This window comes from Anaerotignum sp., assembly GCF_051877975.1.
Lineage (GTDB): Bacteria > Bacillota > Clostridia > Lachnospirales > Anaerotignaceae > Anaerotignum_A.
On the sequence record NZ_JBJEJK010000056.1, the window covers coordinates 21,857 to 34,680 of the forward strand.

11 protein-coding genes and 1 riboswitch are annotated in these 12,824 nt (G+C 48.4%); of the genes, 2 read left to right on the forward strand and 9 right to left on the reverse strand.

The window, feature by feature from the left end:
* Window positions 1–18 precede the first annotated feature (18 nt).
* The gene (locus ACI39P_RS08860; RefSeq protein ID WP_439720304.1) at window positions 19–720 is read left to right on the forward strand and encodes an AzlC family ABC transporter permease; all 702 of its coding nucleotides are present in this window, start codon (window positions 19–21) and stop codon (window positions 718–720) included.
* Window positions 721–1,053, forward strand: a complete 333-nt coding sequence (locus ACI39P_RS08865; protein ID WP_439720305.1) for a branched-chain amino acid transporter permease — start codon at window positions 721–723, stop codon at window positions 1,051–1,053.
* Window positions 1,054–1,109: 56 nt separating this feature from the next.
* Here the strand turns inward: ACI39P_RS08865 and recA are convergent, their stop codons facing one another.
* The 9 genes from recA to ACI39P_RS08910 form a co-directional block, all read right to left on the reverse strand.
* On the reverse strand, window positions 1,110–2,210 hold the full coding sequence (gene recA / locus ACI39P_RS08870) for a recombinase RecA (RefSeq protein ID WP_439720306.1): 1,101 nt from the start codon (window positions 2,208–2,210) through the stop codon (window positions 1,110–1,112).
* Window positions 2,211–2,289: 79 nt separating this feature from the next.
* Entirely contained in the window at window positions 2,290–3,177 is an 888-nt protein-coding gene (locus tag ACI39P_RS08875) for an EamA family transporter (RefSeq protein ID WP_439720307.1), read from the reverse strand.
* Window positions 3,167–4,408, reverse strand: coding sequence for a competence/damage-inducible protein A (locus ACI39P_RS08880; RefSeq protein ID WP_439720308.1), 1,242 nt, complete (start codon window positions 4,406–4,408; stop codon window positions 3,167–3,169). Before ACI39P_RS08880 ends, ACI39P_RS08875 begins: the two co-directional genes overlap by 11 nt.
* 52 nt (window positions 4,409–4,460) lie before the next feature.
* Window positions 4,461–4,994: a CDP-diacylglycerol--glycerol-3-phosphate 3-phosphatidyltransferase gene (gene pgsA, locus ACI39P_RS08885; RefSeq protein ID WP_439720314.1), complete on the reverse strand. Its 534-nt coding sequence runs from the start codon at window positions 4,992–4,994 to the stop codon at window positions 4,461–4,463.
* Complete coding sequence (gene rimO, locus ACI39P_RS08890) at window positions 4,978–6,342, reverse strand: 30S ribosomal protein S12 methylthiotransferase RimO (protein WP_439720309.1); 1,365 nt, start codon at window positions 6,340–6,342, stop codon at window positions 4,978–4,980. The genes pgsA and rimO overlap by 17 nt, the downstream gene beginning before the upstream one ends.
* A 154-nt stretch (window positions 6,343–6,496) precedes the next feature.
* Entirely contained in the window at window positions 6,497–6,979 is a 483-nt protein-coding gene (locus ACI39P_RS08895) for a hypothetical protein (RefSeq protein ID WP_439720310.1), read from the reverse strand.
* Between the two features lie 78 nt (window positions 6,980–7,057).
* On the reverse strand, window positions 7,058–7,915 hold the full coding sequence (folD, locus tag ACI39P_RS08900; RefSeq protein WP_439720311.1) for a bifunctional methylenetetrahydrofolate dehydrogenase/methenyltetrahydrofolate cyclohydrolase FolD: 858 nt from the start codon (window positions 7,913–7,915) through the stop codon (window positions 7,058–7,060).
* Window positions 7,916–7,936: 21 nt separating this feature from the next.
* Complete coding sequence (locus ACI39P_RS08905) at window positions 7,937–9,610, reverse strand: formate--tetrahydrofolate ligase (RefSeq protein ID WP_439720312.1); 1,674 nt, start codon at window positions 9,608–9,610, stop codon at window positions 7,937–7,939.
* Window positions 9,611–9,716: 106 nt separating this feature from the next.
* A riboswitch (ZMP/ZTP riboswitch) is annotated at window positions 9,717–9,797 on the reverse strand.
* An 88-nt stretch (window positions 9,798–9,885) separates the two neighbouring features.
* Window positions 9,886–12,717: a DNA translocase FtsK 4TM domain-containing protein gene (locus ACI39P_RS08910; protein ID WP_439720313.1), complete on the reverse strand. Its 2,832-nt coding sequence runs from the start codon at window positions 12,715–12,717 to the stop codon at window positions 9,886–9,888.
* Between the last annotated feature and the right edge of the window lie 107 nt (window positions 12,718–12,824).

The window sequence follows — 12,824 nt, forward strand, 5'->3', positions numbered from 1 at the left end:
AGAAAAGGAGCAATTCTTATGGCAAAAACCTTACGCTATGCAATAAAGCAGAGTTTTCCCATCTTCATCAGCTTCATTCCCGTGGGTCTGGCCTACGGTGTTCTGATGCAGAATGCGGGCTATAACTTCATCTGGGCAGGGGCCTGCAGTCTCTTCGTTATGGCAGGCTCCCTGCAATATCTGATGGTGAGCTTTTTCGCCGGCGGCGTTTCCCTGGCGACCGTAGCTATCATGGCGCTGCTGCTCAATAGCCGCCATATTTTCTATGGTCTTTCCTTCATCGAAAAATTCCGCTCCTTTGGCTTGTGGAAATATTTTCTCATCTATTCTCTGACAGATGAAAACTATTCTCTCCACTGCTCCCATGATTTCGGCGATGATATCAATGAAAAATGGGCCTATGTGCTGACAGCTCTTATGCCCATCCTATATTGGATCATTCTGAGCATTTTTGGTGCCCTCATCGGAACAATGATCCCCTTCGATACCACTGGCATCGATTTCGCTCTGACAGCTTTGTTCATCGTCATCCTGATCGAGCAGATGTCTGGCGCAGATAATCATCTGCCCGCCCTGCTGGCCTTTGTTTCCGGCGTCGTCTGCCTTATCCTATTTGGGCCTTCCAATTTCATTCTGCCTTCTCTGGTCATCACTGTAGCCCTTCTGACCATCCTGAGAAGCCGTATCGAACCCCAGAGCACAGGAACGGAGGAAATCTAAATGGTACTTTCTACGACACAATCCATCCTCATCATTGCAGTCTGCGCCATCTGCACCTACGCAGAGAGGGCCCTGCCTTTCCTCATCTTCCGCGGGAAGGAAGTGCCGGAGATCATCCGCTATCTGGGTCGTGTGCTTCCTATGGCCATCATGGCGACCCTCGTCATATATTGTCTGAAGGGCATTTCTTTCTCTTCTGTGGCAGGCTTTGCACCAATGCTTATTGCCTCTGCCCTGACAGCATTTTTACATATCTGGAAAAGAAACTCCATGCTCAGCATCTTTGGCGGTACAGTCTGCTATATGCTTCTGGTGCAGATAGTTTTCGTATAAAAAAGAACCCGATACGTCCATAAAAATGACCTATCGGGTTATCTTTTTTCTCCAATTTAAATTTCTGTTTCTACAACGGGTACATCTGCCGGTGCATCAACCGTTCCATCCGCTGCCGCAGCCGGAACCTCCAATGCGGAAAGCCCATAATGCTCCCGCACTTGGTTTTCAACCTCTCCGCAGATATCCGGATTCTCTCTCAGGAACTGCTTCGCGTTTTCGCGCCCCTGCCCAATCCTTGTTTCCTTATAAGAATACCATGCACCGCTCTTGTTCACAATATCCACTTCTGCCGCCAAATCCAAAATATCGCCTTCTCTGGAAATGCCTTTGCCGTAGATAATGTCAAATTCGGCTATTTTAAAAGGAGGTGCCACTTTGTTTTTCGCAATCTTTACCTTTACCCTGTTGCCAACGATTTCTGTTCCCTGCTTCAGCACATCTGTTTTCCTGATTTCCATACGGATAGAAGAATAGAATTTCAGGGCACGGCCGCCGGTGGTCGTTTCCGGGTTGCCAAAGGTAACACCGATCTTTTCACGGAGCTGGTTGATGAAAACAACAGTACAGTTGGATTTGTTTGTGATCCCTGTCAGTTTTCTCAGGGCCTGGCTCATCAGTCTGGCCTGCAGGCCCATATGGGAATCGCCCATTTCCCCTTCGATTTCTGCCCGGGGCACCAGAGCCGCTACAGAGTCTACGATTACAATATCAATGGCACCGCTGCGTACCATGGTTTCTACGATTTCCAGAGCCTGTTCGCCGTCATCAGGCTGAGAGATATACAAATTATCGATATCTACCCCCAAAGCCTTTGCATATGTAGGGTCCATGGCATGCTCCGCATCCACATAGCCGGCAATGCCGCCCCGTTTCTGCACTTCCGCCACCATGTGCAGCGCAACTGTCGTTTTACCGGAGGATTCCGGGCCATAAACCTCAATGATTCTGCCCTTGGGCACACCGCCAACCCCCAGCGCCAAATCCAGACTCAGAGAACCGGAAGGGACCACTTCCACAGACATTTTCGCACTGCTGTCCCCCAATTTCATAATGGCGCCTTTGCCAAACTGTTTTTCAATCTGGCTCAGGGCTGCATCCAAAGCCTTCTGCTTATCTTCAAATTTGATATCTTCTTTCTGCGCTTTTGCTGCCATTTTATTTCCACCTTTCCAAAGTTAAGGAATATTTTTCTTTCCGGATTCCCCCTTCTAAATGAGAACCTTTGTTCTCATATTAACTGATTTCATCTTCCTTGTCAACACCCTTTTCTCTTTCCTTTGCAGGCTGTTCTGCCAATGCCATTGCTGCAAAAATGATGATGCAGCCCAGATATCCCCGCAGGCTCATACGTTCGCCATACAGGAGCGCAGAAAACACTGCCGCAAAAATCGATTCCGAAGTGATAATGATAGCAGCCTTGTTGGGGGAAGTGATCTGCTGCCCTGCCGATTGCAGAGCAAAATACGCCGCTGTGCAAAAAGCTCCAAGAAAGAAAAAATTTCCAAAGGCAGGCAGAGTCAACGGAGGCATATCCCAACCGGTAAATGTTACGATGACCGTCATCACCAGCAATGTGAAAAGGTTTTCCGCCACAGCGATATGGACAGAATCACACCCTTTGGTGAGGTTCCCCAAAAATGCCATTTGCAAAGAGAAGGCCACCGCCGCCAACAGGGACAGCCCCGCCCCCAAATCAATGCGGAGTTCTGCTGTCAGGGAAAGACCGCAAACGCCTATCAGCGTCATCGCCGCCGCAATGAAACAGTTTCGGCTGGGCTTCTGTTTGAATATTCCCCAGCAGATAAAAGGCACAATGACCGCAGGAATATTCACCAGAAACGCATTAACGGACGGGGTAGTATATTGCAGCCCCACCGTCATCAGCAGAAACATAGCCGCCAACAGCACGCCTAAACTGCCCCCCACCTTCCATTCCCGTTTGGTAATCTTTTTCAGCCGTTTATGATACACCATGCACATACAGAGGGAAGCCATCAGAAACCGCCCAAAAATCACCTGAAAGGGGTCGTAGCCCCAATCCAGCAAATATTTCAAACTGATGAAACCGCCGCCGCCAATAAACGCCGCCAGCAGCAGCATCCAGTCACCTTTATTCTTCATCCAGCATCGCCTTTCTCAGCCAGTTCAGGGCTGTATAGGTGGCACGTTGGCGAATCTTATCCCGTTTGCCTACAAAATGATGCTCCTGTACTTCCGTTTTTCCCTTGTAGGAAAGGCCGATATATACCAAGCCCACGGGCTTTTCTTCGCTGCCCCCATCGGGGCCGGCAATCCCCGTTGTGGCAATGCCGATATCCGCACCGCTGGTTCTTGCAATGCCTGCCGCCATTTCCCGTGCCGTTTCTTCGCTGACTGCGGTATATTTCTCCAGGGTTTCTGCTTTTACGCCCAAACGGCGCATTTTCGCATCGTTGGAATAGGTCACACAACCTTCCAGCAATGCGGCGGAAATACCGGGATATTCCACCAACTGAGAAGCAATCATCCCCCCTGTGCAGGATTCCGCCACTGCAATGGTCAGCTTTCTTTCCAGCAGCATCTCTGCCACCACCGTTTCCATATCAGTTTCGCCCTCTGCATAAACGGAATTCCCCAGCCGTTCCTTCAGGGCCGCAGCCACAGGGTCGATCAGCTTATTTGCTTCTGCTTCATCCTTGGCCTTTGCCGTGATCCGCAGAATGGCTTCGCCATCTTTTGCATAGGGAGCAATGGTAGGGTTTGTCTGGGCATCGATGATATCCTTTACTCTGTCCTCCATAGCGCTTTCCCCTACGCCTGCCACCCGCAGGATACGGGAAACGAAGGTAAATTCCTGCTTCTTTGCCAGATAAGGCTTCACCTGATTGCGGAACATGGGAATGGTTTCCTTGGGAGGGCCGGGCAGCATCACGATCATCTTACCGTTCTTTTCCATGATGATGCCGGGGGCTGTGCCGTTGTCGTTATACAAAATGGTGCAGTTGTTTTCCGGCACCATAGCCTGCTTCACATTATTCTGGGTCATGGTTCTGCCGGTGCGGTCAAAGTATTTTTTGATGCGTCCCAAGGCTCTTTCGTCCAGCACCAGCTTTTCCCCAAAATATTCTGCCGCTGTTTCCTTGGTCAGGTCATCCTCCGTAGGGCCAAGTCCCCCCGTGGTGATGATGAGGTCTGCCCGATCAAAGGCGTGGAAAATAGTATCCTTCAGCCGTTTGGGGTTATCCCCTACCACCGTCTGATAATAGACTTCAATGCCAAGGCTAGCCAACTCCTGGGCCAAAAACTGAGCATTGGTATTCAAAATATCGCCTAACAGCAGTTCTGTGCCCACTGCTATGATTTCCGCTTTCATTCAGATTCCCTCCTTTGAGAAAAGTCCCTCTCCAAAGGGAGAGGGAACATTTTTAACCATGCAATACCTGTTTGTTTTTTAAGATATAATCCGCACCGGAGAAAATGGTGAAGAACACCGCCAGTGCCACCAAAATATTTTCCACCATGGGCATACAGCTAAAAGGCAGCTGCAGCAGCACCACAGGAATCATAATCATCTGTGTGGTGGTTTTCACCTTGCCCCACCAGCTTGCCGCCATAACGATATTGGCTTCCATCGCCAACGTACGGAACCCAGTGATAGCAAATTCTCTCGCCAGAATGATGATGACAACCCATGCCGCCAAATCCTCCAAAGCCACCATGGAAACCAGCGCAGACATTACCAGCAGCTTATCCGCCAACGGATCCATGAATTTCCCAAAGTTAGAAACCAGATTATACTTTCTGGCAATTTTGCCATCCAGCATATCCGTCAAGGATGCCACGATAAAAATAATGACCGCTACATATCTGTTTATCGGCTCCGGTGCCAAAAAAAGAACCAGCAAAAAAACCGGAATCATGAATACTCTGAGCAGTGTCAGCTTATTCGGCAGATTCATCTCCATAAACCACATCTCCCATCAAATCATAATCGCCTGCTTCACGAATCCTTACTGTTACAAAATCGCCGGAATACAGCTCTTCCTCGGAAGAAACAAACACCAGCCCGTCGATATCGGGGGCATCTCTTCTGGTTCTGCCGCAGAAGATATCTTCCTCAGGCAGCTTGCCTTCGATCAGCACTTCCAGTTCCTTCCCTACTTCCGCTTCGCACAAAGAAGCCGCAATGGATTTTTGCAGATCCATGATGATCTCTCTGCGTTCTTCCTTCAATTCCTCGTCAATCTGGTTTTCCATTTTTGCCGCTACTGTGCCCTCCTCCTGAGAATAAGAGAACACACCCAAACGGTCGAACCGCATTTCCTGTACAAACTGCATCAGGTCCGCAAATTCCTCTTCGCTTTCGCCGGGGAAACCAACGATCAAAGTAGTTCGGATGGCAATATTCGGCATAGCCGCCCGCAGCTTTGCCACTTTTTCGCGGATCAACGCCTGACTGCTCTTTCTGCCCATACGCTTCAGCACTGCATCATTGCCATGCTGAATCGGCATATCAATGTAATGACAAACCTTTTCACAAGTGGCCATAGCTTCTATGGTTTCCTCTGTCAGTGTTTCCGGATAGCAATACAACAGGCGAATCCATTCAATGCCCTCGATGGCGTTCAGCCGTTTCAGCAATTCGTGGAGCATGGGCTTGCCGTAAAGATCTCTGCCATAAATGGATGTATCCTGGGCCACAATGACGATTTCCTTTACGCCCTGTTCCGCCAGCATGGTTGCTTCTTCCACTAGGCTTTCCATGTTTCTGCTGCGGTGTTTCCCTCGCATTTTGGGAATGACACAATAAGTGCAATGATTATCACAGCCTTCGGAAATTTTCAGATAAGCAAAATAAGATGCTGTGGAAAGCACCCGCAGCTTGCCGTTTTCATCCTGCATCGCTAAGTCAATGCTTTCCAGCTGCTTCACCTGTTCCTTGCCCCCCAAAATCTCATCCGCCACTTCGGCGATGGATTCATAGGCTGTCGTACCAACAATGGCATCTACCTCTGGCAGTTCATCGAAGAATTCCTTTTCAAATCTTTGCCCCAAACAGCCTGCCACGATGAGCCCCTTGCAGTTGCCCACTGCAGGGTCTTTATACTGCGCCATTTCCAGAATGGTCTCAATACTTTCCTCCAGTGCATCCTTGATAAAACAGCAGCTATTCACCACAATGATATCTGCCTCCGCTTCATCCGCCACAGCAGTGTAGCCATTTTTCTGCAAAATGCCCAGCATGACTTCGCTGTCCACTCTATTCTTATCGCACCCCAAAGAGGTGAATGCGACTTTCTTATTCATTGTAATCCTCCTTCAAACTATCAAAGGGATAGCAATATTTTCACATCATAGTATTTTACTACAAATGCAGACAAAATGCTAGTTTTCAAAGAAAATCTTTTCAGGTTCTTTCTGCTAAAAGAAAAAGCCCTCTGTTTCCAAAGGACTTTATACATCATTTATCTTTTTCGTACTTCTGCAGCAATTCTTCTAATACTTCTGTTATCCTTTCAGGATCATCCCCTCTGATTTCATAAACCCAATTCCCATAATACACTTTTCCATCTGTTAAAAAGGTAATCTCCTTCGTTGCAGGATACCATTCCGACAGATAAAAACGCAGATCATAACAATCTATGCCTTTTTTATATGTAACAACATCTCTCATTCTGAAAGAAGAAACAGACACCTCTGTTCCTCTCAATGCTACAATCACTTTCCCAAACTCTTCTTTATCTTCAATTTCTGCCCTGCGTAAATCAGCATCTTCTTCCCAAGGCAGATTAGTAATCATGCAAAGCTGGGCAGACATGTTTTCATCTTCCAAAGCAATTTCTTTTTCTACGATCTCATATACCATTCTTGGCCTTTTTCCCCATATTCCGGCAAGAATCAATATAACCAACATTCCAATCAAAATTTTCTTCTTTTTCGTCATATACACCGCCCCCCTTCCTTTAATATAAGAATACCCTTGGTCTCTTACGAAATCAAGGGTATAAATCTTAAGATTTTCTTACATCAGATCGTTCTGAATTTTTGCGGCTGTGATACAATTTTTCATCAGCATGGCAATGGTCATCGGCCCTACGCCCCCCGGCACAGGAGTGATGGCACCTGCCACTTCCTTCACGTTCTCAAAATCCACATCGCCGCAAAGTTTGCCTGCCGCGTCACGATTCATCCCGACGTCAATGATGATCGCGCCTTCTTTTACCATATCCGCCGTTACTGTGTTTACCTTGCCCGTTGCGCTGACAATGATATCTGCCCCCCGACAGATGCCCGCCAGATCTTTTGTTTTGGAATGGCAAATGGTCACAGTCCCGTTCTCCTGCATCAACAGCATTGCCACAGGCTTTCCTACGATATTGCTTCTGCCAATAATCACACAATTTTTCCCTTCGATAGAATGACCGCTGCGTTTGATCAGTTCAATGATGCCCGCAGGGGTACAGGGCAGGAATCCCTTGCCGCCTGTGTGGAGATAGCCCACGTTTACGGGATGGAAACAGTCCACATCCTTCTTGGGATCGATGGCAAGGATGACTTTTCTGTCATCGATATGCTTCGGCACAGGCATCTGCACCAGGATACCATGAATGCTTTTATCTGCGTTCAGCTCTGCGATCAGCTGCAGCAGTTCCTCCTCTGTTGTCTCCCCAGACAACACATGGGAAACAGACTTGATCCCCACGGCTTCACATGCCTTTTTCTTATTATTTACATAAACCTTGGAAGCGGAATCATCCCCAACCAATACAACCGCCAGGCAGGGCTCAATGCCCTTTGCTTTCAGTTCTTCTGCTTCTGCCGCCGCTTCTGCCTTAATTTCAGCAGAAATCAATTTGCCATCAATCAATTGTGCTTTCATCTCATTTTACTCCTTTGTTTATCAGAACAGCCCCACGATGTTGCCGTCTTCGTCAATATCAATATTCAGTGCCGCAGGTTTCTTGGGCAGGCCGGGCATTGTCATCACATCGCCCAGCAGCACTACGATAAAGCCTGCACCCGCAGAAATGCGGATTTCTTTTACTGTTACTTCAAACCCTTCGGGACGCCCCAATACCTTGGGATCATCGGACAGAGAGTATTGTGTTTTTGCGATACAAACAGGGAAATGGTTGAAGCCCAGTTTGTCGATCTGCGCCAGTGTTTTCTTTGCTGCCGCAGAGAAATTAACTGTACCTGCGCCATAAATTTCTTTACATACTTTATTTACCTTTTCCACGATAGACAATTCATCTTCATACAGGAAATGGAAGTTGTTTTCCTTTGTTTCCAGTGTTTCCAAAACTTTTTCAGCCAGTTCTTTGCCGCCTTCGCCGCCTTCTGCCCAAACTCTGGAAACTGCAAATGTTGCGCCCATACCTTCGCAGCGGTCTTTTACATACGCAACTTCCGCATCTGTATCCGCTACGAAATGGTTCAGTGTTACCACAACGGGAACACCGTATTTCTGGATATTTTCAATGTGTTTTTCCAGGTTTACAAAGCCTTTTGCCAGTGCATCCAGGTTTTCATTGCTCAGGTCAGCCTTGGGAACGCCGCCGTTATATTTCAGCGCACGGATGGTTGCAACCAAAACGACTGCATCCGGTTTGATGCCAGCTTTGCGGCATTTGATATCGAAGAATTTTTCAGCCCCCAGGTCCGCACCGAAGCCTGCTTCTGTTACAACGTAATCCGCAATTTTCATCGCTGTTTTTGTTGCTTTTACAGAGTTGCAGCCGTGAGCAATATTGGCGAAGGGACCGCCATGGATGATTGCTGCTGTGTGTTCCAGTGTCTGTACCAGGTTCGGCTGCAGGGCATCCTTCAGCAGAACAGTCATCGCGCCGTCAGCGCCGATCATCTTTGCTGTAACAGGTTCATCGTCATAAGTATAGCCGATGATGATCTGTCCCAGCATTTCTTTCAGCTGTTTCAGGTCGTTTGCCAGGCAGAAAATCGCCATGATTTCAGAAGCTACTGTAATCTGGAAAGCATCTTCCCTGGGTACGCCGTTCACCTTGCCGCCCAGGCCGGAAATTACGTTTCTCAGCTGTCTGTCGTTCAGGTCAACGCAGCGTTTCCATACGATCTTTCTGGGGTCAATGTTCAGTTCATTGCCCTGCTGGATGTGGTTGTCTACCATGGAAGCCAGCAGATTGTTTGCTGTTGTGATAGCATGCAGGTCGCCTGTAAAGTGCAGGTTGATATCTTCCATAGGAACCACCTGTGCATAGCCGCCGCCGGCAGCGCCGCCCTTTACGCCCATACAAGGCCCCAGAGAGGGCTCACGCAGACAAGTGAGAGCATTTTTGCCCATTTTCTGCAGTGCCTGTGTCAGACCGATGGTAACGGTTGTTTTCCCTTCCCCTGCGGGTGTGGGATTTACCGCTGTTACCAGGATCAGTTTTGCATCGGGGTTGTCTTTGATTTCATTATAGTATTTGTCGCTGATTTTAGCTTTATATTTGCCATAGCAATCCACATATTCTTCGGGGATGCCTGCTTTTTCAGCGATTTTCAGGATATGCTCCATTTTGCATTCCTGTGCGATCTGTAAGTCTGTCTTAAACATTCAAAAAACTCCTCTCCGTTTGGTGAATTTTCACCATTCACATCACTGGTTACCTTTACGCTTGAATCGGTGCTTTTTACATAAAAAAAGCCGCACACAATCCAAGCATCATCGCCCAGACGGTCGGCATTCAAACAGTCATACTTCCATGTGGTTCCTTCCACTTCCGTCAGTCATATGACCCTATGTCGATGGTACTATACTTGTCCCATTTTGTCAACGCTCATTTCGCACAAAAAAAGTCTGAATGTTTTTACATTCAGACTTTCTCCTGCTTAAATTTCTTCCGGCACAGCTCCCGTCATTTCCTCCCACTGGCTTTTGGTGATAAGGACTTTTCTAGGTTTACTGCCCTCCTCCGGGCCAACAATGCCGTGTTTTTCCAAGTCATCCATCAGCCTTGCCGCCCGGTTATAGCCGATGCGGAACTGCCGCTGCAGCATGGAAACGGAAGCCTTTTCCTTTTCCAGAATCAGCTCTACCGCCTGGCCGAAAAATTCATCGGAATCCTCCGCCGCGCCGCCGCCGGCTTTTCCTGCGGAGGTGATCTGGTCGATGGTTTCCTGGGTATAATAAGGCTTGCTGGTCTCCTTCAGGAAATCTACGATTGCCTCTACCTCTTGGTCGGTCACGAAAGCCCCCTGCAAACGGGAAGGCTTGCTCTGCCCGGAAGGGTAGAACAGCATATCCCCCTTGCCCAGCAGCTTTTCCGCCCCCACCATATCCAGAATGGTTCTGGAATCAATGCCGGAGGATACAGCAAAGGCCAGTCTGGAAGGAATATTCGCCTTGATGACACCGGTGATAACGTCTACAGAAGGACGCTGGGTAGCGATGATAAGATGCATCCCTGCCGCACGGGCCATCTGTGCCAATCGGCAAATGGCATCCTCCACTTCTCCGGGAGCCGCCATCATCAGGTCTGCCAATTCATCGATAATGATCACGATCTGGGGCATTTTGCCCTTTTCATCGCCCTTTTCTTCCATCATTTTATTGAAGCCCTTAATATCCCGCACACCATGGGCTGCAAAATCATTATATCTCTGGAGCATTTCCCGTACGGCCCAGTTCAGGGCAGAGGATGCCTTTTTCGGGTCTGTCACCACAGGAATGAGCAGATGGGGAATCCCATTATATACGCTCAATTCAACCACCTTGGGGTCTACCAACAACAGCTTGACCTCTTTGGGGTCAGCCTTATACAAAATACTTGTGATGAGGGTATTGATACAGACGCTCTTCCCGCTGCCCGTTGCCCCCGCAATCAAAAGGTGGGGCATCTTCGCGATATCCGTCACCACGGGGTTGCCCGCAATATCCTGCCCCAGGGCGAAGGCCAGCTTAGAAGGATGCTCCTTAAAGGCGTCGCTTTCCAACAGCGTTCTCATATAAACAGACTGAGTCTCCTTATTGGGCACCTCAATGCCCACCGCCGCCTTGCCGGGGATAGGTGCTTCGATACGAATGCCGCTGGCGGCCAAATTCAGGGCAATATCATCCGCCAGATTGACAATCTTGCTGACCTTTACCCCTTGGCTGGGGGAAAGTTCATATCTGGTGACCGTAGGCCCTTTGCTGATCTGAATAACCTTGGCATCCACGCCAAAGCTCTTTAATGTGGATTCCAGTTTTCTTGCGTTTTCGATCATTTCGGAACGGTTGCCGCTGCTGCCCGTCTGAGGGTCTTTTCCCAACAGATCAATGGGCGGATAGACATAAGGCTTTTCTTCTTCCACCGGCTCTGCAGGAATTGCTGCCATCGTTTCCGTTTTTGTTTCTTCCGTCGCTGTTTTCCCTTCTTCCGGAGCTTCTTCAGCAGCAAGGGGCTCCTCTTCCCTTTCTTCCGCAGGTTCTTCATAGGCAGGTGCATGCTCTTCCATTTCTTCTATTACAACAGGAATTTCCCCTGCAACAGTTTCTTCTTCGATTTCCTTGCCCATATCTTCCTCCGGAAGGATATCGATAATCGGTCTATCCTTTGTTTCGGGTTTCTCCGCAAAAATTTCCTCAATCAATGCATCGCCGTCTTCCAGGCCAACACCCTGTATCACAGGCTCTTTTTCTTTCACCTCAGGGATGATTTCTTCCGCCTTAGCTTTTGCCGTTTCTTTCAGGGCAGATGCAGCCATTTTTGCGGCTTCCGCCTTCACCGCAGCCGTCTTTCCTGCCTCTTCTTCTTCCTTTTCCTTCACATAGTCAAAAATAGGTTCCCGCTTTTTGGGTTCCAGTATCAAAGGCTTTTTGCGAAATACCGTTTCCTGCACATAAGGCGTTTCTTTGTTGTCGCCCTCCTGTAGTTCAATATTGAAATCTTCCCGGGACATTTTTCTGCGGCGTTCCTCTTTCTTTGCCAGACGCTCCTCCTCCAGCAATTCCTGTTGGCGGATACGGTCAGCTTTATTTTTAATCTTTTCATTCTTTACTTTTTTTCTTGCCTTCCGATGGGCATTGGCATCCCCAATGGCATGAAAGAAGGATTTGCCCGTTGCCATCACGATAGAAATGATCCCCAGTGCCAACAGGATGATCACACTGCCCAACGTATCTAAAATACGATACAGGCCGCCGCCAATCAACCCACCAAAAAGGCCGCCGTTGCTAAATGCCCCTTCCCCGTACAGGGTGCCGCAGCGTTTCAGAAAGCCTACCCCTTCTGCCGCTTTCACAGGATTGATGATCTGCGCCGCGGAAGCCACTGTCAATAAAAACAACGCCGCCCCGCAGGCCCGCACCATGGGATATCTTTTTTCCTCATCCGCCAGCATCCAGATACAGTATACAATCACAAATACCGGCAACAAAAGCCCGCTGAAGCCAAGGATTCCTTTAAAAAAGCTGCTGATGAGCCCGCCGATGATGCCCATTTTATCTGTCAAAAGGCTGACAAAGACCACAATGGATATTACAATGATCACCAGCAAAATGATCTCATCCAGAATACTGTCTCCAAAACGGGCAGGCTGCGCCGTTACCTTTGTTGTCTCCTTTTTCGCAGCAGGTTCTGCCTTCTTCGTCCCGCTTTTTCCTCCGGAGGTTGTTTTTTTCACCGTTGGTGCTTTCGCAGGCGCTTTGGCAGGTTTCTTGCTGTTTTTCTGTTCCGCCAAGTTTCTCACCTCATCTATTTTCATATCAAAAGATAAAATTTCCTAGAATTTAAGTATACCATAAATTTCTTTTACAGGCAAATATACCTCGGCTCCCGCAAAGGCCG